The organism is Archangium sp. (assembly GCF_057119385.1).
The window spans coordinates 1-23200 of record NZ_DBNGVP010000097.1 but is presented as its reverse complement, the minus strand read 5'-3'; the positions used below and the strand labels follow the sequence as shown (position 1 = coordinate 23200).

The 23200-nt window shown below is 70.5% G+C and carries 21 protein-coding genes; 12 read left to right on the top strand and 9 right to left on the bottom strand.

The window, feature by feature from the left end; genetic code table 11:
• Positions 1-30: 30 nt before the first annotated feature.
• A complete protein-coding gene (locus tag AC16DP_RS23945; RefSeq protein ID WP_329734687.1) occupies positions 31-2415 on the bottom strand; it encodes an isoamylase in 2385 nt (794 codons plus the stop codon).
• Between the two features lie 329 nt (positions 2416-2744).
• On the opposite strand from AC16DP_RS23945, the gene AC16DP_RS23940 reads away from it, so the two are divergent.
• Positions 2745-3533: an alpha/beta fold hydrolase gene (locus AC16DP_RS23940; RefSeq protein WP_329734686.1), complete on the top strand. Its 789-nt coding sequence runs from the start codon at positions 2745-2747 to the stop codon at positions 3531-3533.
• A 12-nt stretch (positions 3534-3545) separates the two neighbouring features.
• Positions 3546-3962 carry a hypothetical protein gene (locus tag AC16DP_RS23935; protein WP_329734685.1) on the top strand — a complete coding sequence of 139 codons (417 nt, stop codon included), beginning with the start codon at positions 3546-3548 and terminating at the stop codon, positions 3960-3962.
• A 16-nt stretch (positions 3963-3978) separates the two neighbouring features.
• On the opposite strand, the gene AC16DP_RS23930 is transcribed toward AC16DP_RS23935, so the two are convergent.
• Both AC16DP_RS23930 and AC16DP_RS23925 read right to left on the bottom strand, forming a co-directional pair.
• Positions 3979-4686 (bottom strand): molybdopterin-dependent oxidoreductase, encoded by a 708-nt coding sequence (locus AC16DP_RS23930; RefSeq protein ID WP_329734684.1) that lies wholly within the window; start codon positions 4684-4686, stop codon positions 3979-3981.
• Positions 4679-5329, bottom strand: a complete 651-nt coding sequence (locus AC16DP_RS23925) for a cytochrome b/b6 domain-containing protein (RefSeq protein WP_329734683.1) — start codon at positions 5327-5329, stop codon at positions 4679-4681. The genes AC16DP_RS23930 and AC16DP_RS23925 overlap by 8 nt, the downstream gene beginning before the upstream one ends.
• Here AC16DP_RS23925 and AC16DP_RS23920 point away from each other — a divergent pair.
• Positions 5321-5956: a helix-turn-helix transcriptional regulator gene (locus tag AC16DP_RS23920; RefSeq protein WP_329734682.1), complete on the top strand. Its 636-nt coding sequence runs from the start codon at positions 5321-5323 to the stop codon at positions 5954-5956. The genes AC16DP_RS23925 and AC16DP_RS23920 overlap by 9 nt on opposite strands.
• A gap of 10 nt (positions 5957-5966) precedes the next feature.
• Complete coding sequence (locus AC16DP_RS23915) at positions 5967-6374, top strand: hypothetical protein (RefSeq protein ID WP_329734681.1); 408 nt, start codon at positions 5967-5969, stop codon at positions 6372-6374.
• Between the two features lie 4 nt (positions 6375-6378).
• On the opposite strand, the gene AC16DP_RS23910 is transcribed toward AC16DP_RS23915, so the two are convergent.
• The 4 genes from AC16DP_RS23910 to AC16DP_RS23895 are packed head-to-tail and all read right to left on the bottom strand — an operon-like array spanning position 6379 to position 9922.
• Positions 6379-8148, bottom strand: a complete 1770-nt coding sequence (locus AC16DP_RS23910) for a tetratricopeptide repeat protein (protein WP_329734680.1) — start codon at positions 8146-8148, stop codon at positions 6379-6381.
• A gap of 27 nt (positions 8149-8175) precedes the next feature.
• Positions 8176-8688, bottom strand: a complete 513-nt coding sequence (locus AC16DP_RS23905; RefSeq protein WP_329734679.1) for a hypothetical protein — start codon at positions 8686-8688, stop codon at positions 8176-8178.
• Positions 8685-9284, bottom strand: coding sequence for a hypothetical protein (locus AC16DP_RS23900; protein WP_329734678.1), 600 nt, complete (start codon positions 9282-9284; stop codon positions 8685-8687). The genes AC16DP_RS23905 and AC16DP_RS23900 overlap by 4 nt, the downstream gene beginning before the upstream one ends.
• Positions 9281-9922, bottom strand: a complete 642-nt coding sequence (locus AC16DP_RS23895; RefSeq protein ID WP_329734677.1) for an RNA polymerase sigma factor — start codon at positions 9920-9922, stop codon at positions 9281-9283. Before AC16DP_RS23895 ends, AC16DP_RS23900 begins: the two co-directional genes overlap by 4 nt.
• Before the next feature lie 125 nt (positions 9923-10047).
• Here AC16DP_RS23895 and AC16DP_RS23890 point away from each other — a divergent pair, with 125 nt between their 5' ends.
• Positions 10048-11085, top strand: a complete 1038-nt coding sequence (locus AC16DP_RS23890) for a hypothetical protein (RefSeq protein ID WP_329734676.1) — start codon at positions 10048-10050, stop codon at positions 11083-11085.
• Between the two features lie 48 nt (positions 11086-11133).
• Here the strand turns inward: AC16DP_RS23890 and AC16DP_RS23885 are convergent, their stop codons facing one another.
• Complete coding sequence (locus tag AC16DP_RS23885; RefSeq protein WP_329734675.1) at positions 11134-11787, bottom strand: TetR/AcrR family transcriptional regulator; 654 nt, start codon at positions 11785-11787, stop codon at positions 11134-11136.
• Positions 11788-11890: 103 nt separating this feature from the next.
• Here AC16DP_RS23885 and AC16DP_RS23880 point away from each other — a divergent pair, with 103 nt between their 5' ends.
• The 6 genes from AC16DP_RS23880 to AC16DP_RS23855 all read left to right on the top strand — a co-directional run bounded on the left by AC16DP_RS23880 (position 11891) and on the right by AC16DP_RS23855 (position 22071).
• On the top strand, positions 11891-13267 hold the full coding sequence (locus AC16DP_RS23880; protein ID WP_329734674.1) for a carotenoid oxygenase family protein: 1377 nt from the start codon (positions 11891-11893) through the stop codon (positions 13265-13267).
• Positions 13268-13406: 139 nt separating this feature from the next.
• Complete coding sequence (locus AC16DP_RS23875) at positions 13407-17822, top strand: trifunctional serine/threonine-protein kinase/ATP-binding protein/sensor histidine kinase (protein ID WP_329734673.1); 4416 nt, start codon at positions 13407-13409, stop codon at positions 17820-17822.
• A 218-nt stretch (positions 17823-18040) separates the two neighbouring features.
• The gene (locus AC16DP_RS23870) at positions 18041-18400 is read left to right on the top strand and encodes a hypothetical protein (protein WP_329734672.1); all 360 of its coding nucleotides are present in this window, start codon (positions 18041-18043) and stop codon (positions 18398-18400) included.
• A 116-nt stretch (positions 18401-18516) separates the two neighbouring features.
• Complete coding sequence (locus AC16DP_RS23865) at positions 18517-19548, top strand: Rpn family recombination-promoting nuclease/putative transposase (protein WP_329734671.1); 1032 nt, start codon at positions 18517-18519, stop codon at positions 19546-19548.
• Between the two features lie 469 nt (positions 19549-20017).
• Entirely contained in the window at positions 20018-21490 is a 1473-nt protein-coding gene (locus AC16DP_RS23860; protein WP_329734670.1) for a S8 family serine peptidase, read from the top strand.
• Between the two features lie 80 nt (positions 21491-21570).
• The gene (locus AC16DP_RS23855; protein WP_329734669.1) at positions 21571-22071 is read left to right on the top strand and encodes a hypothetical protein; all 501 of its coding nucleotides are present in this window, start codon (positions 21571-21573) and stop codon (positions 22069-22071) included.
• A 93-nt stretch (positions 22072-22164) separates the two neighbouring features.
• Here AC16DP_RS23855 and AC16DP_RS23850 read toward each other — a convergent pair whose 3' ends face one another.
• Positions 22165-22419, bottom strand: coding sequence for a hypothetical protein (locus tag AC16DP_RS23850; RefSeq protein ID WP_329734668.1), 255 nt, complete (start codon positions 22417-22419; stop codon positions 22165-22167).
• Between the two features lie 119 nt (positions 22420-22538).
• Between AC16DP_RS23850 and AC16DP_RS23845 the strand changes: the two genes are divergently transcribed.
• A complete protein-coding gene (locus AC16DP_RS23845; RefSeq protein ID WP_329734667.1) occupies positions 22539-23057 on the top strand; it encodes a hypothetical protein in 519 nt (172 codons plus the stop codon).
• Positions 23058-23200 lie beyond the last annotated feature (143 nt).

Genomic DNA, 23200 nt, shown 5'->3' with positions numbered 1-23200 from the left:
CCCGCGAATGAACGGCCCCGCGTCAGCGGACTACTTCGCGATCAGCAGCAGCATGCCGCGGCCGCACACGCCGTAGCTGTAGCCCTCGCCGCCGATGAGCGTCTCGGAGCCGGGGCTGTTCACCTGGTTGGCGCCCTCGGCCCAGGGGCAGGTGTCCGTCACCCGGTACCACTGCTTGCCCGTGCCCGGCCACGGCAGCGAGAAGTTCACCGTGCCGCTCCAGCCGTTGTAGGCCACGTAGATGGCGCTCGCCGAGTCACCCAGCTCGCTGCCGTCGATGCGGTAGGCCAGCGCGTGGTTGCCACCGTTGCCCATGTACGTCGAGTCGGCCACGGCGCCGTTCGGCTGGAACCAGCGCATCTGCTCCATCACGTTGCCGTTGTTGTCCACGCTGCTGAAGAAGTTGGCCGGACGCAGCGCCGGGTGCGCCTTGCGGAAGGCGATGAGGCGCTGGGCGAACGTCTTGAAGTTCGCCTGGTCCGTGTTCAGCGTGTAGTTGAGCCAGTTGGCGCTCGAGTCCAGGTTGTACACGTTGTTGTTGCAGTACTGCGTGCGCAGGAACTCGTCGCCGCCGTTGAACATGGGCGTGCCGGCGCTCAGCATCAGGAAGGCGAAGCCGTTGCGCGCCGCCTTGCGCTGGTCGGCGAGCACTCCGCCCTGATCCCAGCTGTGGTTGTTGTCCTCGCCACCGTCGGACGGGCCGTACGGCCACGGCTGCAGGTTGTTCTTGCTGTTGCAGGCATACAGGTCCTTCAACGTCATGCCGTCGTGGGCCACCATGAAGTTGATGGAGTTGTACGGCTTGCGGCCGTCATCCCCGTACAGGTCCGAGGAGCCCGCGAAGCGCGAGGCCAGCTGTCCCGGCGTCACCGTCTCCAGGCCCATCTGGTTCTGGTCCTTGCGCAGGGTGTCGCGGTAGATGCCGTTCCACTCGGACCAGCCGCTGGGGAAGTTGCCCACCTGGTAGCTGTTGCCGCCAATGGCCCACGGCTCGGCGATGAGGTCCGCCCCGGTGCCGCCCGCCGCCGGGCGCGGAGCCAGGTCCCGCCAGATGCGGTTGAGCGCCGTGCCGCTGTTCAGCTTGTCGTAGTTGAAGCACCCGTGCTGGCACGTGTTGCCCAGCACCGAGGCCAGGTCGAAGCGGAACCCGTCCACGCCCAGCTCGTCCTTCCAGTACTTGAGCGAGTGGACGATGAGGTCCTGCGCCACCGGGTTGAACGTATTGAAGTTGCCGCCCACGCCCGTGTTGTCCCAGCTGTTCTGGAAGTCGCTGGTGAGGCTGTAGTACGTGGGGTTGTCCAGGCCACGGAAGGTGAAGACGTTGTACGTCGTCTTGTCCGTGGAGCTCCACGCGCCGCCCTCGCCGGTGTGGTTGTAGACCACGTCGATGAAGACCTTGATGCCCTGGTCATGGAAGGCCTTCACCATGGCCTTGAACTCGCGCGTGGGGCCGCCCGCGCTCTTGTCGCAGGCGTAGCGGCGGTCCGGCGCGAAGTAGTTGAGGGTCATGTACCCCCAGTAGTTGTCGCCCGTGGTGGTGGTGGGATTGACGTCGTTGGCGTCGTTGTCCGTCTCCTGCAGCGGGAGGAACTCGACGGCGGTGACGCCGAGCGCCGCCAGGGACGCGGCCTTCTGCGCCGCGCCCGCGTAGGTGCCGCGGCACGAGGTGATGCTCAAGTCGCCCTGGGTGAGGCCGCGCACGTGCACCTCGTAGATGACGTCATCCTTCAGGGCGCGCGTGGGCTTGGTGCCGTAGCTGGTGGTGTCCGGTGCCAGCACCACGCCCTTGGGCGCCACGGCGCCGCTGTCCTTGAGCCGGTGCGTGGCTCCCGTGGCGTACAGGGTGCCGTCGGTGTTGTTGGGGTTGATGGGATCGTGGCTCATCTCCAGCGCGTAGGGATCCACCAGGAGCTTGTTGGGATTGAAGCGGTTGCCCTGTGCGTCCACGTCGGAGACGAAGCCCAGGCTGGAGCCCTTGGTCCAGCTGCTGTTGTACGTCCAGTTGGGGCCCCAGGCGCGGTAGCCGTAGTACACCGGGCCGGTGACGCCGTAGGTGTTCTGCAGCGTGGCCACGGAGACGGTGGTGGACCACACGTGGGTGGTCGTGTTCTTCGTCAGCACGTACTTCGCCACCTCCTGCGCGCCGTTGGGCGTCTTGTAGATGTAGACCTCGATGCGGGTGGCGCGCGACGAGTAGACGTTGAAGGTGATGTTGCTCTTCGTCGCGTCGTACTGGGCGCCCAGCGTCCAGGAGATGGCGGCCTGACGCGCATCACCCACTGCCTCCGGAGTGCCCTCGACGGAGACGACCTCGGCCTCGGTGGCCGGGCCGCAGGACAGCAGGGGTGTGGTGACGAGGCCCGCGGTGAGCAGGGCCGCCCTCCAGGGGCGGAACTTTCCGATGACAGACTTCATGGAGTGACTCCCAGCGCGGTTAGGGGGAACGGCCGAGGAGGCGGGCCCGCGCCTACCCGCCTATCCTACCTTCCAGCACCTTCCCCTCCTGGGAGTCAATCCGGGGTGCTCCCGACTCACCCTCCCTCCTACGTTCTGCCCGGTGATGAGCACGGGGGGCGGGTGGAAGCCGCGGGGTCATGCCGCGGCGTGTCAGGCGGGGAGGCGATTTCACGCCCGGGACAGGCTACAGTCGTGTCGGAGAGTTGGCGTAGCATCCGCGCCCTTTCGCTGTCCCTCACCGCGGCCCCCCCCACCGCGGGACACCCCCCTCTGACGGAGAGCCTTCCATGCCCACTGTTGCTTCCAGCGATCAGACGTCCATCCACTACCGCGTCATCGGAGACGGCCCGCGCAACGTGTTGCTCGTCCACGGGTGGATGATGTCGGGCGAGGTGTTCAACGAGCTGGTGGCGCTGATGGACACCCCGGGGCTGCGGCTGGTGATTCCGGACCTGCGGGGCTCGGGTGGCTCCGGGGCGCCCGCGAGCGGCTACACGCTCGAGCAGCACGCGCGCGACGTGCTGGCGGTGGCGGACCACGCGGGCCTGAAGCGCTTCACGGTGGTGGGCCACAGCATGGGCGGCCAGCTGGCCCAGTGGGTGGCGGCGCAGGAGCCCTCGCGCGTGGACGGCGTGGTGCTGCTCAACACGGTGCCCGCCTCGGGCATGCAGCTGCCGCCGGACGCCGCCGGGCTGTTCCGCACCTCGGCCAACGACAGGGAGAAGCAGAAGATCATCCTCGGCCTGGCGTGCAAGCAGCTGTCGCCCGAGGCGCTGGAGCGGCTGCTGAAGGTCGCGGGCGCGGTGGCCAAGGGCTCCATCGAGGGCAGCTTCGATGCATGGACGGGCGGTGGCTTCGTGGAGAAGCTGGCCTCCATCACCGCGCCCACGCTGGTGGTGGCCACGGATGACCCGTTCCTGCCGCCGGCCTTCCTGCGCGAGGCGGTGGTGCGCCCCATCCAGAACGCGCGCCTGGTGTACCTGCCCGGGCCGGGGCACTACCCGCAGGTGGAGCGCCCCGCCGAGACGGCCGCGCTGCTCACCTCCTTCCTCACCGGCCTGGGCCGCGCCGCCTAGGAGGCTCGTGCCATGGCCTGGAGAATGTCCTTCGACTACGACGAGGAGCACGACGTCGTGACGGCGACGTTCGAGGACTGCATCCTCAACAACTCGCTGGACGTGGCGCGCTGGCGCACCGAGGTGGAGGGCCACCTGTCGAAGTACCCCTCGAAGGTGGACCTGCTCATCAACCTGGATGGGCTGGTGGTGAAGTACACGGCGGGCCGCGTCTTCGGGCGCGAGCGCTCCGAGGTGCTGTCGCGCTACACCCAGCGCTCCTTCCGCTACGGCGGCGACGAGATGACGAAGATGTTCGTCAGCACCAGCGGCGTCATCAACGGCGCGGCGGTGAACGTCTACCGCTCGCGCGACGAGGCACTGCGGGCGCTGCTGGCGGACCGGGCCTCGGGTGGGCTTGCCCCGTTATCCGGCAAGAGGGCCATCTGAGCGGCTCGCCGGTGCGTCACACCCCGGCGAACCACTCGTAGCCGCGATCCTCCCAGTAGCCACCCGTGGGCTCTGGGAGGAAGTTCACCGCGGTGAGGTACTTCACCATCTTGTAGCCGAGCTTCACCCCCGAGTAGAGGCGCAGCGGTGCGCCGTGCTCGGGAGGCAGCGGCTCGCCGTTCATCCCGTAGGCCAGAATCGTCTGGGGGTGGAAGGCGCTCGGCCCGTCCCAGGAGGAGTAATAGCCCGCGTCGAAGGAGCGGAACTCCACGAAGCGGGCCCGCGGGTCCGCGCCCACCAGTTTCGCGAGCTCGCTCACCCGCACGCCGTGCCACGAGGCCACCGCGCTCCAGCCCTCCACGCAGTGGTGGCGGATGCGGTAGTCCGTGCGAGGCATCCTCCGCAGCTCCTCCAACGAGAGCACCCCCGGCCGCGCCACCCGTCCGCCCACCTGGAGCGCCCAGCCCGCCGGTGCCAGCGGCACCCGGTCCGAGATGAAGTACTGCGGGAAGGCCCCGGGCCGCGTGAGGGCCTCCGCGGGCTCCTCGGGCGCGAGCTGCTCCGGATCGAAGAGCGCCGACTGGAAGCGCTGGTTGAAGCGCTCCATGGCCCCGAGGAAGCCCTGACGGGGCCGGCTGCTGTCACAGGCGCCCAGGGTCACCGCCGCCGTGCCGAGCAGCCACGCGCGCCGGGTGAGGAGCCGTCTGTCTCGCGTGTCACTCATGGCGCCGGCCTCCCGTCACCATCTCCCCGAGCGTGCGCGGGTGGAGCGCCACCATCACCACGTGCCCCACGGTGAAGAGCGCCAGCAGCGCGAGTATCCCGAGGTGCACCAGCCGCGCCGGGTCGTAGCCTCCGAAGAGGGAGGTGAGCGCGTGCAGTTGCACGGGCTTGTAGAGCACGAGCCCGGAGAGCACCTCGAGGATGGCCAGCATCAGCACGCCCGTGTACGCGAAGCGCTGCAGGCCGTTGTAGGGCTCCTGCCGTGGGGCCTCCTTGCGCAGCCGGAGGTAGTACGCGGCCGTGTGCAGCGCGTCGCGAGCGTCGCGGCGGGGAAGGAAGAGGCGCCGCCGCCACTCGCCGCTGCCCACCAGCCAGGCCACGTAGAAGACGCCATTGAGGACGAAGAACCAGCCGAAGGCGAAGTGCCAGTGCCGCCCCCCCGCGAGCCACGCGCCCAGCCGGGCCCACTCGGGAGGCGGTGTGCCCTGGAAGGGGTACACGCCGTAGGGCGCTCCCTGCGGACCCATCATCGGGTAGGCGGTGAGAATCTGCAGGCCGCTCATCGCCAGGAGGGCGAGCAGCGGCACGTTGGCCCAGTGCGCGAGGCGGACGGGCCCGGGCTGCGGACGTCGGGCATGGGGCATGGTGCGGTTCCCCCCGGGGAGTGGCGGACCGTGAGCCGCCGTGCGCCCGGAGCGGAGCACGCGCGCCACTTCCACGCAGGTGCCCTCCGGGGCAGGCGCACGGTTCCGGACGCCAGGACCCCGGACTCCGTCTCGCAACCGACACCGCGCGAGACCCTACTTGGGGCGGCGGGAATGAAACAAGTGACCGCCAAAATAGGATATGGGGTTGACTTGACGTCGCTGGTAGATAGGGTTGTGGCCACCATGCCAGGTCATGTGCCTCCCGAGGTCCGCAAACGATTGGCCGAACCCCTTCGGAACACCCTCCGCACCGTGAGGCAGTTGGTGGAGCTCTCGCAGGCGGACATGGCCCAGCGCATCGGCATGCCCGAGCAGGCCTATGGCCGCTTCGAGCGCGACAGCTCGAGCCTCGTGCCGAGTGCCTCGACGCTGCGGCGCATGTACCGGGTGCTGGAGAGCTCCGTGGACGAGCTGCTCGGCCCCGAGTGTGGGGAGGACGCCTCGGAGCCGGCGGCGAAGCCTTCCGGTGCGAGCCGTTCCCGGCAGCCCGCGTCCCGGCGCTCGCGCTCCCACTCGCGCACGGGGCGGGCCCGGCGTCTGGCGCTCCGGGTGGACGTGGAGTGAGATGGGCCGCATGAGCCAGCCGCTCCCGGCACGGCGTTTCCTCTACTGTCTGCTCCAGGGAGATGCCTTCTCTCCATCGCTCGCCCAGGAGCGCACGGGGCTGCTGCTGGTGGATGCGAACGAGCCCGGCGAGGTGGCCCCCTCGGGCCGCTACGAGGGCAGGGCCCTGCCGTACGGGAGCGCCATGCTGGTGCTGTTCGACGAGGACCTGGAGCCCGGAGTCTCCGCCCTGGAGCCCCTGCGCGCGTTGAAGGCACGGCTGCCGGAGCTGCGGAGCCTGGGGGCCACCGAGGTCTCGCTCTACCTGGTCGTCGCCTACGAGCGGCAGTGCGACTTCGTGCTCGCCCCCGAGGAGCTGGCGGAGCTCGCCGCGCTCGGACTGCCGCTGGCGGTGTCCTGCCACCCCGCGGCGGGTTGAGCCCTCACCACGTGGCGCCCAGCTCCAGCATCACCAGGTGCTTCGTGTAGTTCCCGTTCGTGTAGTCGTAGCGGTGGCACACGTACTCGGGGGCCACGCACGCTCCCGCGGTGTCGGTCAGCCGCGTGTCCACGTTGGAGGCATTCACCAGCAGCTCGTACCGCGCTGAGAGCTGGAGGTGCTTCGACAACCGGGCGCTCACCGCGGGGCCGAGGACGAAGCGGAAGTCCTCTCGCCGGCGCCGGCCCCACTCCTCCACGGCTCCCTCCGCCGTCCGCACCCGCAGGTAGCTGTCGCTCAGGTAGTCACGCCACTCGGCCTCGGCGTTCAGGCTCGCGTCGAGCTGCTCGTTCAGCACCCACCGCGCGGCGGCACCCACCGCGTGCCCCGTCCACGCGAAGGGGATGACGTACGTCCGCGTCGTGTCTCCGGACACGGCCTGCTCCAGCGTTCCGATGCGGTCCTGCCGGTAGCGGTACCACGCGGTGAGCCCCAGGGTCTTCAGGCGGAGCTCCTGGGACAGCGTCGCGTCCAGGCGCTGTCCGGTGAGGAAGTCGAATTCGCTGACGAGCCCGGCCTTGTGCGCGAAGGCCACGTCGAGCCGGCTGCTCGTCCACTCGCTCTCGTCCAGCGCGAGCCACGCCGAGCCACTCACGGAGCCCTGCAGCCCACGGAAGGCCGACAGGCCGGTGAAGAACAGGTCCCCCCAGGACGAGGCGCCCAGGCGCACGCGGCGCGCCACGTCCCACTCCAACGCCACGGCCGCGCGGTGGAGCTGAAGCGAATAGTCCTGCGCGGAGGACAGCGCGTACGCCCGCTGCGTCCCGCCGTAGGAGAGCTCGGTGAACAGCGTGTCCGACAGCCGCCAGCGCGCCACGAGCCCGAGCCCGGCCTCCGCGAAAGCGCTCGCGGTGCCGGTGGAGACATCGCGCGCCGCCACGCCCACCTGCAGCACGTTGCTGTCGAAGCCCAGGCCCGCGCCCGCCGACGCCTGGAATCCCTTCCCCTGGGCGCGCAACCCGAAGGACAGCCGGTCGAGGTAGTCGCGCGCCGTCTGGCTGTCCCGGGGCTCCAGCGGCAGCGCGAGCGCCGAGGTGATGTCCTCGCGCGCCGTCTCGCGCTCCCCCAACCGCCAGGCCGAGGCCCCCGCCATGAGCCGTGCCCGTCCCGAAGCCGTGTCCCCCTTCGCGGCCTGGAGGAAGAAGGCGCGGGCCTCCTCGAAGCGCCCCGCGTCGAAGGACACGAGGCCCTGACGGTACGCCTCCGCCGCCGCGTCCTCGGCGAGCCCCCGCGTACGGGCGACGAGCGCGAGCAGCTCCTCCACCAGCACCGTCTCCCGCTCGGAGGCGCCGGGCCTGGCGCGCTTCGCCCACTGCTCGGCGCGCTCGGGCGAGCCTCCGTCCAACGCCGCGAAACCGGCGTTCACCCACGCGAGGCGTGCGAGCGATTCATCCGGCGTGGCCTCGAGGAAGGCCTGCTCGGCCTCGGCGAAGCGCTCCAGGGCGTAGAGACAGGCGCCCCGGTTGAAGCTCCACCCGGCACGCTCGGGGGCGTCCGGTGCCCGTCCCGCGGCGTCGAGGGCCTCCAGCGCCTCGGTGGGCCGCCCGTCACGAAAGCGCGCCAGCCCCACCAGGTAGAGCGCGGCTCCCTCCTGGGGCGGCTGTGCGGCCTGGAGCGCCAGCCGCTCCGCCTCCGGGTACTGGCCGTCGGCGAATGCCTGCCGTGCCTCGGAGAGCGGGTCCGCCGCGGTCAGCAGCGTCAGGAGGGTGAGCACCGGAAGGAGCATTCCGGCGCAGAGATATCACCGGGGCGGCGGCGGCGGCGGCTGCGATGAGGGGGGCGGCCGGGCGCCATCGGTTCTCGGCGAGGTATGCCGTCCGCGTCCGTCATCGCCCGGACGAGGCGGCCCCGAGCGGCCCGGACCCGCGGGCGGTCCGCGTGTCTCCTGGCCGCGAGGTCCACGGGGCTCCTGGCCGCGAGGCCCCCGGGGCTCCTGCCCGGGCGGTGGCCCGGCCGTGTCACCCCGGGGCGGTGGCGCGGTGCGTTCCACGCGCATCCGTCCGAGCACGGTGTCCACCTGCTCGCCCGGGGCGATGACGTCCACCGTGTGGGAGCTGCGCACGTGGGCGCGCGACTCCGGAGGCGGCGGGGCCGGGGGTGCCGGCCGCTCGGAGGGGGGAGGCACCTCGGGCGCACGGGCCGCTCCGGTGTCCACGGGAGGCGGTGCCGCCGGCGTCTGCGCGTGCGCGGTCCCGGCCACGCACAACGAGAGCGCCGCGAGCACCGCGGAGAGTTGGGCCCGGGTCGTGTTCATCCCTCTGTCACCTCGAGCACCACGTCGTGCTCGATTCGCTGGTCTCCGGTGCGCGCCTCGGCCGTCACGAGGTAGCGGCCCGGCTTCTGCCCGCGCACCGCGATGGGGATGACGTTGCTCCCCGCGTTCAATGCCTGCGTCCACCGGAAGGAGCGCAGCTCGAGCTCCTGCCCATCCGCCCAGAAGGACAGGCCCTCGGGCAGGCTCACCTGGAAGTCCGCCTGCTCCACGGCCACGTCCGCCGTGAAGTCCAGCTTGATGACCGCCACCTTGCTCACCGGCACCTGGGTGCCCGGCGTCTCGAGCGGGCGCGAGGCCTCGGCGAGCACGGCTGGAGGCACCGGCGGCGGCTGCACCGCGCTCATCACCAGGAAGGCCGCGACCCCCGCCGCCGCGCCCATCGCCGGCCAGAGCCAGGGCGCACGCCGCCGGAAGAGCCAACGCACACGGTCCCACCCCGGAGCGGGCTCGGGAGGACCGGCCGCCACCAACCGGCGGTGGAGCGAGGCCTGGAAGCCGCGCTCGGCGGGCTCTTCCCGCAGCCCGGCCAGCCGCTCCCGCAGCGCGCGATCTTCCATGTCTTCGGGCTCAGTCATTTCCCACTCCTACGTCCTTGGGACGAAACACCGCCGTCGGATGTTCCCGCCCCGCCTGTACTCTCCGAGGCCTCTGGCGCCTGCCCGCCCGCCAGCAGGGTGCGCAACAGGGCCCGGCCCCGGGAGAGGCGCGATTTGATCGTCCCGATGGGCACCGCCTCGATGGCGGCGACCTCCTCATAGGTGTGCCCTTCCACGTCGAAGAGTACCACCGCCGTGCGGAACTCCGGGGGAAGGGCGCGCAGGGCCCGCCACAAACGTTGACGTTCCTCCTCTCGGAGCAGGCGCTCGTCGGCCGTATCGGCGGTGGAGGGGGCCTGGGCGTGGTCCGCGGCGAGCGGCTCCTCCAGGGAGCGCTCCCGGCCCGCGCGGCCGCGCAGGGCGTCGAAGAAGGCGTTGCGCACCACGGAGTAGAGCCACGTCTTGAAGGCGGACTGGGAGCGGTACGAGCGCAGGCTCTTGTACACCTTCACCAGGGCCTCCTGCGCCAGGTCATCCACGTCCGCGTCCGAGGACGCGAAGGCCCGCGCGAAGCGGCGCACCTGGGGCAGGTGGGACGAGACGAGGAGCTCGAAGGCGCGGACGTTGCCGTCCTGGGCCTCGGCGATCAATGCGCGCAGCTCCTCGTTCTCACTCACGTTTCCCAGTGTAGCCGCCCGCGCGGGCCGTTCCGCAAGAAGCGGAGCGCGGGTTCCGGGAACACGAAAAATACCCTTTTCGTCCTACGGGTGCGGTTGCGGTGGTGAAACACAAGGGAGCACGAATGAATCACAAGATGAGGGGTGGTCTGTGGCTCGCGGGTGCACTCGTCGCGGGCGCGATGGCGAGTGGTTGCGGCGCGCCGGCGACGGCGGAGGACGCCACGACGATGGTGTCCCAGGCCGTGGAGGCGTCCTCCGACTCGACCGATGCGGTGGAGGTCTCGAGCCTGATGCGCGGGCTGCACGCGGTACGCTCGGACGCGGTGGAGGGCTTCCACTGTGACGCGAGCCCGGACATCACCCACGTGGACGTCTGTGGCAAGAGCCTGCCGGCCACGGTCCACCTCGAGTGGACGGAGTGCGCGGCGCCCATGCGGCCCGGTGGTGGCGGACACGGGGGTGGCGGGCGCGGTGACGGCCGTCGTCCTCCGCCCCCGGGGGAGGGCACGGGAAGCGGAGTGCTCTCGACGCTCTTCGGTGGCCGGCCCGCCCGGGGAGCTCCTCCCACCGATGGCCCCCGTCCCGAGGGCTTTGGCCGGCCGCACGGCGGTCCCTCCAGCGGCACGGTGGACATCACGTACACGTACTCGGCGCCGCCGAACTGCGATGGCGCCATCACGCAGAACCAGGCGGTGACGTTCAGCATCTCGCGCACGGACGACGAGGGCGCCGTCTCGAAGGTGGAGGGCACCAGCGCCTCGAGCGCGGAGCTCATCGGCGACGAGCCGCCGCGCAAGAAGAGCACGGAGTCGGACGTGACGCGCACGCTCACCGACGCGACGGGCGCGGTGGTGCGCTCGGTGCACCTCAAGGGCGCCACCCACGTCGAGTTCTCCAGCGACACGCCCCCGGTCCGCACGCTCAACGGCTTCTACACCGAGGAGTTCCTCGACGGGACGACGGGCGCGGTGACGCTCGAGAGCATCGTGCGGCCTCCGAGGAACGTGTGCCCGTGGCCGACCTCCGGCACCTTGTCGCGGACCAGCAGTGACGGGCAGACGCACGTGCTCGTCTTCGGGCCGGACTGCGGAACCGCGACGCTCGACGGCACCGCCGTGGAGATGCCCGCTCGCGGTGCGGGCGGGAAGGGGCGTCACTGAGACGCCCCCCCTCCAAGCCACCCCCGGGCCGCGCCCTCGTTTCACGACTCAGCGGGAGCGCGAGGGAGGGCTCCGGCGCGACGTGGCCGGGACGTCCTCTCCCGTCACCGCGCGCGCCATCCGCTCCGCGTCCGCGGTGGTGATGCCGAGCGAGGCGAAGATGCCGCTGACGAAGAGGCTGGCCATGCCCTGCGCCAGGGCGCGGCCGTGCAGTTGCTGTATCAGCGGATGAGAAGCGGGGAGGGCGGCGCCCGAGCGCACCAGGGCCGCCAGCTCCGGCCAGAACGTCTCCAGGGTGCCCCGGAGGGCCTCGGGCGCCTCGACGTCATGCTCCGTCGACGCGTAGTCGATGTGCGAGGGATCCGTGGCGATGCGGTAGAGGGCCGGGTTCTCCGCCGCCCAGCGGATGTAGGCCACGCCCGAGAGGCGGAAGGCCTCGAGCGGGTCGGTGCTCCCCCGCGTCGCCGCGACGATGGCCTCGCCGAGCTGGCGGTTGCCCTCGGTGGCGAGCGCGCGCAACAGCGCCGGGCGGTCCGCGAAGTGCTTGTAGGGCGCGGCGGAGGACACGCCGACGCGGCGGCCGACCTCGGCCACGGTGAGCGCGTCCACGCCTTCCTCGCGGATGAGCTCGAGGCTCGCCTCCAGCAGGGCGCGCTTGAGGTCCCCATGGTGGTAGGGGCGCGGGGCCGTCTTTCGGGTCATGTGTGGCTCCGGATTGGACCGGAAACGAAGTCCGTTGCAAAGTAAGTAAGACTCACTTACTTTCAATGCGGTCGCGGGTCCACCCTTCCGAGGAGCAGTGCCGATGAGCCGCCAGAACGCCGTGAGTCCCCTGTTGCGGTCCCTCGCGCGGCCCCACGGCTTCGAGCCGCTGCGGGTCGAGGGACGGCTTCCCGAGGCGCTCCGGGGCACGCTCTTCCGTGCGGGCCCGGGGCTCTTCGAGCGCTTCGGCGCGAGCCTCTCGCACGCGTTCGAGGCGGACGGCGCCATCACCGCGGTGCGCTTCGATGGCCGTGGCGCGCAGGGGGCCTGCCGCATCGTCGAGAGCGCCGGCTACCGTGAGGAGGAGAAGGCGGGGCGGTTCCTCTACAGCTCGGCGGCCTCGTGGCTGGATCGCATGCGCGCCGCGCGCAGCGGGACGGCGAAGACGACGGGGAACACCTCGACCTTCTGGTGGCAGGACCGGCTCTTCGCGCTGATGGAGGGCGGACTGTTGCAGGAGATGAACCCGGACACGCTGGACACGCTCGCGGCCACGGACCTGGGCGTGGTGTCAGGCGCCTTCTCCGCGCACCCGCACCGCGTGGCCTCGCTGCGGACGACCTTCAATTTCGGCGTGCGCTACGGCCCGAAGATGCTCATCGACCTCTACGCGCTGCCGGACGCGGGAGTCCCCTCGAAGCTCGGCACGGTGGAGGCGCCCTGGCTGGGCATGCTGCACGACTTCATCGCGACCGAGCGGCACCTCATCTTCTTCCTGGGGCCGGTGAAGCTCCATCTCCTGCGCGCGATGATGGGCCTCTCCGACTTCACGAAGCTCTTCCAGTGGAAGCCCGAGCTCGGCGCGCGGCTCATCGTCGTCCCGCTGGACGACATCCAGTCCCCTCGGACCTTCGAGCTCGATGCCTTCTGGACCTGGCACTTCGCCAATGCCTTCGAGGACGAGGGCGGTCCGTGTGTCGACCTGTGCCGCTACCCGGAGTTCCGGCTCGACGACATCGGCGAGCTCGAGGAGAAGGGACCGCCTCCGCTGCTGACGCGCCTGCACCTGGACCTGAAGACGGGCAAGGTGCGGGAGACGAGGCTCTTCGACGTCCCCTGCGAGTTCCCGCAGCTGCACCCGCGGGTGCACGGGGCGCGCTACGGCACCCTCTTCGCGCAGACCGAGCGCCGGGGGGCGGACCGGAAGTATTCGGGCGTGACGCGCATCGCGCTCGACGGCGGGAAGGGCGCGGAGTGGGCCGTGCCGGCCGGGCATGTGCCGAGCGAGCCGGTGCTCGTGCCGCGTGGCGAGGCAGAGGACGACGCCTTCGTGCTGGACCTCGTCTATGACGGGACGAGCGATCACTCCTACGTGGCCGTCCTGGATGGGAAGCACCTGGAGGACGGTCCCCTGGCGACCGTGCACTTCGACCACCCCATCCCCGTCACCTTCCACGGGGGCTTCGCCGCCGCGAGCTGAGGCTCCAGGTCGTTATCGCACCCAGAAACGCAGCGATTCCGCACGGGCGCAAGTGGGAGGCTCTAGCGGGTGTGGGACTTCGCGAGGTGCTGGAGCGCGAGAGGTGGCATGATTCCCTTGCCTCCTTCCGGCCCTTCCCATGCGACCCCCTCCCGGCGGTTCCCTCCCCAGTCCACCGCCAGACTCGTGGCCCTCCTCCCACCGCTTGTACGGGCGGGAGACGCACATCGCCCAACTGTTACGGGCTTTCGAGCGGGTGGCCCAGGAAGGCCGGTCGGAGCTCCTCCTGGTCTGTGGCTACTCCGGCATCGGCAAGTCCTCGGTGGTGCACGCGCTGCGCGAGCCCGTGGCCGGCAAGCAGGGATTCTTCCTGAGCGGGAAGGCGGATCAGTTCCAGCAGCACATCCCCTACGCCACCCTGGCGCAGGCCTTCCACGCACTGGCGCGGCAGCTCCTGGCGGGCCCGGATGAACAGCTCGCCCGGTGGCGCGAGCGGCTGCGCGACGCCCTCGGCGAACAGGGCCAGCTCCTCGTGGATGTGGTGCCCCTGCTCGAACAGGTGCTGGGCCGGCAGCCCGCCCTCCCCGAGCTCCCCCACGGTGAGGCCCAGCATCGCTTCCACCGGCTGGTCCAACGCTTCCTCGGCGTGTTCGCCGGGTCCTCCCGCCCGCTCGTCCTGTTCCTGGATGACCTGCAGTGGATCGACCTGGCCAGCCTCCAGCTCCTTCAATACCTGCTCACCCGCCCGGGGACGCCGCCGCTGCTGCTGGCCGGCGCCTACCGCGACAACGAGGTGAGTCCCTCCCATGCGCTGGCGCTGGCGCTGACGGAGCTGCGCGAGGCGGGGGTGCGCATGTCGGAGCTGCGGCTCGAGCCGCTGAGCCGCGAGCACGTCCAGCAGCTCGTCGCGGATTCGCTCCCGGGCGCGGCGGAGAGCACGGTCGGGCCCCTGTCCGCCCTCGTCCACGAGAAGACGGGCGGCAATCCGTTCTTCATCACCCGCTTCCTGCTGACGTTGCACCAGGACGGCCTGCTGACCCGGACGCCGGAAGGGGAGTGGCGGTGGGATGCCGCGGGCGTCCGGGCCCGGGGCTACTCCGGCAACGTCGCCGACTTCATGGTGAGCCGGCTGCGCCAGTTGCCCGTCCGGACGCAGCTCCTGCTGCAGCTCGCCGCGTGCGTGGGCAATGTCTTCCCGCGCCAGCTCCTGGTCATCGTCTCCGGCGCGGAGCCGGGCGAGGTGGAGGCGGGCCTGGAGGAGGTGTTGCGCGAGGGCATGTTGGTGGCCCAGGGTCCGGAGCAGTACCGGTTCGCCCATGACCGCATCCAGCAGGCGGCCCATGCGCTCATCCCCGAGCGGGAGCGCGAGGCCGTGCACCTGCGCATCGGCCGCCTGATGTTGGCGAGCCTGCCCCCGGAGCAGGTGCACGAGAAGATCTTCGACGTGGTGGGGCAGCTCAACGCGGGGGTGGCGCAGATCTCCGACGCGGGAGAGCGCCACCGCCTCGCCCGGCTGAACGCCGAGGCGGGCGGGAAGGCGCGGGCCTCCACCGCGTTCCGCTCGGCCGTGGACCACTTCACGTTGGCCTTCTCGCTCATCCCCGGAGAGCCCTGGGAGACGGACCCCGAGCTGGCGTTCAAGCTCCAGCTGGACCGGGCCCACGGTGAGTTCATGGGTGGCAACGCCGCCGAGGCCCGTCGCCTGGTGCTGGAGCTCCTGCCGCGGGTCCGCACCCGGGTGCAACTGGCGGCCGTCTACCGCCTGCGCAACGACATCCTGCTCGCCGCCAACGACATCCAGGGCGCCATCACCTGCCTCCTGGAGTGCCTGGCCCGGATGGGCATGCACATGTCGCCCCACCCCTCGCGCGAGGAGGTGGAGGCCGCCAACGCGGAGGTGTGGACCCTGATGGGGGAGCGCCCCATCGAGCGCCTCGTCGAGCTGCCCCTCATGACCGACCCGGACACCCGGGCGCTCATGGACGTGCTCGCCGCGCTGTTCACGCCGGCCATCTACAGCGACCCGAACCTGCTCGCGCTCCACCTGTGCCGGATGGTCTCCCTGAGCCTCCAGCACGGCAACACCGAGGCGTCCGTCCATGGGTACGGCTGGTACGGCCTGGTGCTGGGGTCGCTCTTCGCGCGCTACCCGGAAGGCCATGCCTTCGGGTTGCTCGCGTGCGCGCTGGCCGAGCGCCACGGCTTCTCCTCCGCGCGGGGACGGGCGCTCTACGCCCTGGAGATGACGAGCTGCTGGGTCCGGCCGCTCTCCCGCTCGCTGCAGTACGCGCGCGATGCCTTCCTCCACGCGCTGCACGGCGGGGACTTCCAGATCGCCTGCTATTGCAGCAACCACATCGTCACGGACCGCCTCACCCTGGGCCACCCCCTGGAGGAGGTCTACCAGGAGTCCGTCGCGCGCCTCCACTTCGCGCGCCGCGCCGGCTTCCCGGCCGTGGAGGACGTCATCCACCACGTGCAGTGCTACGTGCAGCAGATGCGCGGGCTGTCGCGCTCGTTCGAGACGCTGAGCAGCGACACCTTCGACGAGGCGTCCTTCGAGGCCGGCATGGCCTCCGAGCACATGGGCGCCTGCTGGTATTGGATCATCCAGCTGCAGTCGCGCTTCATGAGCGGGGATTTCGCGCGCGCGCTGGAGGCGGGGAACCGGGCCGCCGGGCTCACCTGGACCTCGCTCGGCCACATCCAGCTCCTGAGCTTCCACCTCTACCGGGCGCTGGCGCTGGCGGCGTGCCATCCGTCAGCACCGCCGGAGGAGCAGCGGCGGTACCTCGAGGAGATGCGGCGGCACCACCGGCAACTGGCGGAGTGGGCGGGCCATTGTCCCGACACCTTCCGTGCTCCCGAGCGGATGGTGTCCGCGGAGCTCGCCCGCCTCACCGGCCATCTGGAGGAGGCGCTCCAGGCCTACGAGGAGGCCATCCACTCCGCGCGCGCGCACGGCTTCCTCCAGAACGTGGCCCTGGCCAGCGAGCTCGCGGCGAGGTTCTGGCGCGAGCGGCGGGCCGCCACCGTCTCCGACACCTATGCCCGGCAGGCCCGCGAGGCCTATGTGAAATGGGGCGCCCTGGGGAAGGTCCGGCAACTGGAGGCGCTGTGGCCCCAGCTCGTCTCCTTCGTGGCGCCTTCCGCCTCCCCGCCCGAGCCGGGAATGAGGGCGCAGGAGGACGCGCTCTCCGCGGTGCGGGCCCTCGCCGGGGAGCTGGACCTCGGGCGGCTGACGGCGGCGCTGGTGCGTGTGGCCGTCGAGCACGCGGAGGCCCAGCGGGGGGTGGTGCTGCTCGCGCGGGAAGGCGTGCTCTCGATCGCGGCGCGCTCGGAGCCCGGGGAGGACGCGCTGCCCTGGAGCCTGCTCGCCTACGTGCAGCGCACCGGGGAGCACGTGCTCATCGCCGATGCCTCCCTGCCGCACCCGTTCTCGTCGGATGTCTACTTCGGGCGCGGCGGGCTCCGGTCGGTGCTCTGCCTGCCGCTGGGGAGTCCGGAGAATCTCCGGGGAGTGCTGTACCTGGAGAACCGCGTGTCTTCCCAGGCCTTCACCCCGGCGCGCCTGTCGCTGCTCGGACACCTGGCCGCCCAGGCCGCGCTCTTCCTCGAGAGCGCGCGGCGGTACGCCGAGCTCCAGCGCTCCGAGGCCTCGCTGCGGAGTGCCAATGACGCGCTCACGCAGCGCGTGGAGGAGCAGACGTGGCGGCTCGAGCAGGCCCAGGCGCGGCTGGCGGACGCCACGCGCGAGGCGGGGCTGGGCGAGATGATCGCCAGCGTGCTGCACAACGTGGGCAACGTCCTCACCAGCGCCCTGCTCAATGCCCAGATGCTCAACGAGAAGGTGAGCACCTCGCGCATGGTCCGGCTCAAGCAGCTCACGGACCTGCTCGAGACGCACCGGGAGCACCTGGGGGAGTTCCTGACACGGGAGCAGCAGGGCGCGCAGCTCCTGGAGTACCTCTTCAGCCTGTCGGATGAGCTGCTGCGCGAGCACGCGTCGATGAAGCAGAGCGCGGGGAAGTTGAACGAGCACCTCGAGCACCTGCGCGCCATCCTCCAGGTCCAGCAGTCCTATTCACGCGGCTCGCTCCTGCCCGAGGAGTTCCCGCTCTCGCAGTTGGTGGAGGATGCCTTGAGCATCCAACTGCCCGCGCTCCAGCGGCATGGCATCACCGTGACGCGGGAGTTCCGCGCGCAACCGAGGGCGCGGCTGGACAAGCACCGGGTGTTGCAGATCCTCATCAACCTGCTCACCAACGCGCGCAACGCGATGAGCGAGATGCCCGAGACGCGGCGTCGGCTGCTCGTGCGGTTGGACGCGGAGGGGAGCACGGCGCGCATCCAGGTGGTGGACAGCGGCAAGGGGATCGCGCCGGAGCACCGCGAGCGGTTGTTCTCACTGGGCTTCACCACGCGCGCGGACGGGCAGGGGCTGGGGCTGCACTCGAGCGCGCTGGCGGCGAAGTCACTGGGAGGGCGGCTCACGCTGGAGAGCGACGGGCCGGGCCAGGGCGCCACGGCCACGCTGGAGCTGCCGCTCGCGTGAGCGGGCCCCCGTGGCTACGAAGCCACTTCCTTGGGGTACTTTGGACTCCAATAAAGCGGCGACTTCTATTAATCCTTGGTATTCGCGAATAGCCAGTAGGGCGCAGAAGCCTGCCCTGCAGGTCGGCTGGTCGCTGTGAGGACCGAGCACGAGATTCCGCTACGAACTGGACGGCAACCACACCGACGGTTCACTTCCCTCGCCCAAAGGAAACACTCGTGAAGACCAGACTGAGCCGCGTGTGCCTGTTCGTCCTCGGAATCACTCTCGCTGTCGGGTGCGGCCCCGCCGACATGCAGGAGCAGGACACCTTCGAGAGCCCCACCACACCCATCGTCATCGATGAAGCGCCTACCGGAGACGGAGACCAGGTCTCCCAGGATGACGCGACGCAGGAAGAGGACAGGGCCGTCGGGGACCTTTCCGCATGCTGCTTCGTCAAGTGCAAGGGGGATACGGCTTACAGAGGCCCGTTCCCGAAGGTCAAATATGGGAACTGCACCGAATTCGGTGCCTACTATTGCGGCCAGCATCACAAGCGCGTCGAACACGTCAAGTGGGGCGACTGTAATTGCTAGGCATTGCCCGCGGAAGGTGTCCGCGGAAGGTGTCAGAGGATTTGTAATGCCTCTGGACGACACCCCGTTGAAGGTCGTGCGCCGCTGGCCCGCCGCATGCTTGAGCGCGGCTGGCCATGTCTGGACCGCATGACCTCTTCGCCCGCTACACCTTCGGTCATCCCGAGCGGGCCGCCGCTGAACTGCGCGCGGTGCTGCCCGCGCACATCGTCTCGGAAGTGGACTGGGCGTCCCTGAGGCGAGAGCCTGTCAGCGTGGTGGACCCGGAGCTGCGCGAGACCGAGAGCGATCTGCTCTTCACTGCGCGCCTGCGCACGGGCCAGCCGCTGCTGTTGTACGTGTTGCTGGAACACCAGTCATCGGTGGATTCGTGGATGGCGCTGCGGATGCTGCGCTACGTGGTGCGGCAGGTGGAGCGTTGGAGACAGGAACACCCGCGGAGTACGCGGCTGCCGGTCATCATCCCGCTCGTCATGTACCACGGGGCGGATGGCGTCTGGACGGCGCCGCGCCGGGTGGAGGACCTCTTCGAACTGCCGGATGGGGAAGAGGCACGGGCGCAATGGCGAGCGCTGGTGCCGCGATTCGAGTACCTGCTCGATGACCTGACGGCCGAGCGGGAGGTGGCGCTGCGAGCGCGTTCCGGTCCACCTCTGGCCCGGCTGGCGTGGCTGGTGCTGCGTTACGGACGTACCGGGGAACTGGCCCGGAAGCTGCCGGAGTGGGTGGCGCTCTTCGCCCAGGTGTACGCGGACACCGGGGGCGCCGAGCATCTGGTGGTGGTCATCCGTTACCTGCTGTGGGTGGGGAAGGATGCGGCCGTCCACGCAGCGGCGAAACGGGTGTTAAATTCGGTGCTGGATGAGCAGCGCGCGGAGGAGTTGATGGGCAGCTGGGCCGAGGAAATGATCGAGCGGGGCGTCCAGAAGGGTCTGGTCAGGGGCCGGCAGGAGGGCCGGGCGGAGGGGTTGCAGCAGGGGCTGAGCGAGGCCATCCTGCGGATCCTCACCGCGCGCGGCGTGTCCGTCGAGGAGGGGGCCCGACAGCGCATCCTCACCTGCACGGACATGGCCACCCTCGACCGCTGGTTCGACCGCGCCCTGAACGCCACGACTCTCTCCGACGTGCTGGACGAGCGCGCGCAGTAGACGCGCCCTTCCGACCCCTCCTGCTTCCACTTCCACTGGCCGTCACGCTTCACGAGCAGGGAGGTGTTGCGGCCGGTGATCTTCTGCTTGCCCTGGGTCATCGTGAAGTCGTCGATGACGCTCACCAGCGAGTCCGAGAGGACGGAGATCGTCGGCTGCCTCGCACCGCTCCTGCCTGGCACATGCCGGGAGTGACGGAGTAGCCCTTGGGAAGCTCGTCCTCGGTCGAGACCTGTCCTTTGTCCGTGGAGAGTGAATCGCGACGTCGATGTCACGGTGAACCGGGGCAATGCTGTCAGGGTGGACCCCGGCGCCCAGGTGGAGACCCCGGGCGCCGTACTTCCCAAGGCGGAGATGGTGAGCGGCCGCGAATCGAGCCAGCACATTCACGTTCCTCGCGATTGTCTTGTTGTGCAAGTAAAGCTCGTTTAGCTTGTTTCCTCCGAGACACAGTGAAGGAAACATGCACATGAAGACAACGAGCCGGGCATTGAGTTCGTGGGTGGTGGCCCTCGGGCTGGCGGGGAGCGGGGGCGCGCTGGCGGCGCCGGCCCTGGAGGCCGCGCGGGCGGCCGGTGAGGAGCAGGTCCGCGCGCTGGGCGGCGAGGCCTGGGTGGAGCGGAACCTGCTGGAGATCAAGTTCCACGAGAACCAGTACATCCGCCTGCGCAACGGCGCGCCGACGGACCTCGGGGGCCGGGGGTTGCGCCACGCGCAGGCGCACGAACTGCTGCGGCAGGTGGCGGGTGGGCAGTGGTCGCGCTCGCACCAGGTGGCCGAGGAGGCGCTGGAGGCGCTGCGCTCCGAGGGCGAGCTGCGCACCCGCGAGGCGCTGCCGGACCTGAACCTGTACTTCCAGCTGCGGCTGCCACCGGGACTGGACACGGAGCGCATCGCGGCGGCCTTCCGGCAGCTCCCGGAGGTGGAGGCCGTCTACCGCGTGCCCCTCCCGGCGCCGTCCCCCGTGGCGCCTGACTACTACACGGTGAGCTCCGGCTCCTACCAGAAGTACCAGGACGCGGCGCCCGCGGGCGTGGACGGGCGCTACGCCGGCACCCTGGTGGGCGCGCGCGGCACCGGGGTGAAGATCTGCGACGTCGAGTACAGCTACAACGCCTCGCACGTGGACCTGGGGACGGTGACGCTGGTGGGCAGCGCTCCGGTGGATCCCTACAACAACAACAACCACGGCACCGCGGTGCTCGGCGTCTACGGCGCGGTCGCCAACACCGAGGGCGTGACGGGCATCGCCTACGCCGCGCAGAAGCTGTTCGCGGCGGCCAACACCGCGTCCGGCTACAACGTGGGCGCGGCCGTCACCACCTGCGCGGCCAACATCTCCGCCGGTGACGTCATCGTCATCGAGCAGCAGATGAGCGGCCCCATCAGCGGCAAGTTCGTGCCGGTGGAGTGGTACAAGCCGTGGTACGACGCCATCCGCACGGCGGTGGCCGCCAACAAGATCGTCGTCGAGGCGGCGGGCAACGGCTCGCAGAACCTGGACGATCCCATGTACAGCACGGGCAACAACGGGCACTACCCCTTCCTGGCGCAGAACGACTCGGGCGCCATCATCGTCGGGGCTGGCAAGTCGCCCGCCTATGGCACCGCGGCGCGCTCCGCTCATGACTTCTCCACCTACGGCTCCACGGTGGACCTGCAGGGCTGGGGCGATGGCGTGGTGACGACCGGCTACGGCACCCTCTACAGCGCCGAGGGCGTCAACCGCTACTTCGCCAGCGGGTTCAACGGCACCTCGAGCGCCACGCCCGTCGTCGCCGGCTCGGTGGCCAGCCTCCAGGGCCGCTACAAGTCCCTGTACGGCACCACCCTGTCGCCGGCCTCGGTCAAGTCCCGCCTGCGCACCTACGGCACCGCGCAGACGGGCACCAAGAACATCGGCCCCCTGCCGGACCTCCGGCGGGCGCTCACCGGCCTGTAGGCTGGAGCAGGGCTATCGCGCCTGGGGGGCTGTCCGTGTGGGGCGGCCCCCCTTTGCATTTCCCTGGAGGAAAGACAGGCATGCACGAAGCAACGAGCCGGGTGTGGTACGGGTGGGGGGTGTGGCTGATGTTGGCCGCGGGGTGCACGGCGCCAGGCCGGGTACCGGCGGATGCGGGAGCCGAGCCCCGCCCGGCGCCAGGGGTGGAGGCGCCGCGCGCCGAGCCGGACACCCTGGAGATCAAATTCCGCGAGGGCCAGCACATCCGGCTGCGCGACGGCGTGCCCACGGACGTCGCGGGCCAGGGGCTTCTCACCCACGCACGGGCGCGGGAGCTGCTGCGGCAGGTGGCGGGAGGGCAGTGGACACGCTCGCAGGAGGTGTCCGAGGAGACGTTGGACGCGATGCGGGCCGAGGGCCAGCGCAACACCGGCCAGCCCCTGCCGGACCTGAACCTGTACTTCCGGCTGCGGCTGCCACCGGGACCGGACACGGAGCGCATCGCGGCGGCCTTCCGGCAACTCCCGGAGGTGGAGAGCGTCCAGACCGTCCCACGCCCCGCGCCCGCACCGGGAAGGTGAAGGGAGGCTCGGCTCCTCTGGGTTTCGGCCACAATGCGCGTGCGGGCTGTTCGGTCGAGCCTCCAGGAGCTTCCCGATGATGAAGACCCGAAGTCACCTCGCCGCCCTCTGGCTCACCTGTCTGTTGGGGCTCTCCAGCCTGGGCGCGGCCCCCGTGGAGCCAGCGCCTCCCGCCGCCGAGCCGGAGGAGGAGCGGTTGGTGCGATTGCTGCTCCAGTTGAGCAGGATGAACGCTCGAGAGCGGACGGCCGTCACCTTCGAGCTCCACTGCGAGGATGTCGTCGTGCGCTGGGAGCCGCTCCAACGCGTCGCGAAGAATCCTCGCGCGCTCGAGGCGGCGCGGCGCATCCTGAAGTTTCACCTTCGAAATGACCAGGGCCCTCAGTACGTCGCCGCGGCCCTCCTGGCCTCGTCCGGCGATCGCGGCCCGAAGACCCGCAAGTACCTGAAGGAGGGCCACTCCACCTGTGTCGAGCCCGCCGGAGCTGCGCGCCTCGCTGGAGCGCCTCACGGCGCGCTCGCCCGGGGCCGTGCTGAGCGCCGTGTCCTGGGCGCCCGACTCCAAGCCCACGTGCGAGCCGTTCAAGGCGTGGCGCGAGGTGCCGGACCCCAACTCCCGCCTCACCACGGTGTGCTCGGGGGCCGCGCCGGAGGGCAGGCGGCTCTGCTACGTCCAGCGCCGGCGCACCTTCACCTCCGGCGAGAAGGGCAGCGCCTCCGCGTGTACCCAGTGGTGCCGCTCGGAGGACTGGGTGGACATGAGCGGGGAGGCCCCCCGCATCTTCCAGTCCGTGCACTATTGCGAAGCGGGGGATTACCTCCCGGGCGGTACCTTCCCCCTTGCCTCCCTGGTGCTGGACGGACGCACGTACCTCCTCACGCCCAGCACCTGTTACGAAGGGTGCAACGGCTTCGGGATACTGGACGTGTCCAAGGACGACATGCGCATGGAGCTCCACCGCGACTCCACGGCGGTCTGCGATTGACGGGGGGGTGGGCGCCTGCTCCCCGGACGGCCGGGACGCGCGGACGGGCAAAACCCGCCCTGCCGGCTCCCGGGCTCCGGGCTACACTGGGCACCCCCCGCTCCCATGAACCGCAAGGCCCTCGCCTCCGTGCTCCTGCTGTG

Bases quoted from the DNA above. Each gene is read 5' to 3' on its own strand.
- AC16DP_RS23920 (WP_329734682.1), top strand. From the start codon at position 5,321: ATGGGGCATGGTGCGGTTCCCCCCGGGGAGTGGCGGACCGTGAGCCGC.
- AC16DP_RS23945 (WP_329734687.1), bottom strand. From the start codon at position 2,415: ATGAAGTCTGTCATCGGAAAGTTCCGCCCCTGGAGGGCGGCCCTGCTC.
- AC16DP_RS23885 (WP_329734675.1), bottom strand. From the start codon at position 11,787: ATGACCCGAAAGACGGCCCCGCGCCCCTACCACCATGGGGACCTCAAG.
- AC16DP_RS23850 (WP_329734668.1), bottom strand. From the start codon at position 22,419: ATGCGCCGCGCCGCCTCGAGCGCGCGAGGATTCTTCGCGACGCGTTGG.
- AC16DP_RS23940 (WP_329734686.1), top strand. From the start codon at position 2,745: ATGCCCACTGTTGCTTCCAGCGATCAGACGTCCATCCACTACCGCGTC.
- AC16DP_RS23935 (WP_329734685.1), top strand. From the start codon at position 3,546: ATGGCCTGGAGAATGTCCTTCGACTACGACGAGGAGCACGACGTCGTG.
- AC16DP_RS23905 (WP_329734679.1), bottom strand. From the start codon at position 8,688: ATGAACACGACCCGGGCCCAACTCTCCGCGGTGCTCGCGGCGCTCTCG.
- AC16DP_RS23855 (WP_329734669.1), top strand. From the start codon at position 21,571: ATGCACGAAGCAACGAGCCGGGTGTGGTACGGGTGGGGGGTGTGGCTG.
- AC16DP_RS23925 (WP_329734683.1), bottom strand. From the start codon at position 5,329: ATGCCCCATGCCCGACGTCCGCAGCCCGGGCCCGTCCGCCTCGCGCAC.
- AC16DP_RS23930 (WP_329734684.1), bottom strand. From the start codon at position 4,686: ATGAGTGACACGCGAGACAGACGGCTCCTCACCCGGCGCGCGTGGCTG.
- AC16DP_RS23860 (WP_329734670.1), top strand. From the start codon at position 20,018: ATGAAGACAACGAGCCGGGCATTGAGTTCGTGGGTGGTGGCCCTCGGG.
- AC16DP_RS23890 (WP_329734676.1), top strand. From the start codon at position 10,048: ATGAATCACAAGATGAGGGGTGGTCTGTGGCTCGCGGGTGCACTCGTC.
- AC16DP_RS23880 (WP_329734674.1), top strand. From the start codon at position 11,891: ATGAGCCGCCAGAACGCCGTGAGTCCCCTGTTGCGGTCCCTCGCGCGG.
- AC16DP_RS23875 (WP_329734673.1), top strand. From the start codon at position 13,407: ATGCGACCCCCTCCCGGCGGTTCCCTCCCCAGTCCACCGCCAGACTCG.
- AC16DP_RS23915 (WP_329734681.1), top strand. From the start codon at position 5,967: ATGAGCCAGCCGCTCCCGGCACGGCGTTTCCTCTACTGTCTGCTCCAG.
- AC16DP_RS23900 (WP_329734678.1), bottom strand. From the start codon at position 9,284: ATGACTGAGCCCGAAGACATGGAAGATCGCGCGCTGCGGGAGCGGCTG.
- AC16DP_RS23865 (WP_329734671.1), top strand. From the start codon at position 18,517: ATGTCTGGACCGCATGACCTCTTCGCCCGCTACACCTTCGGTCATCCC.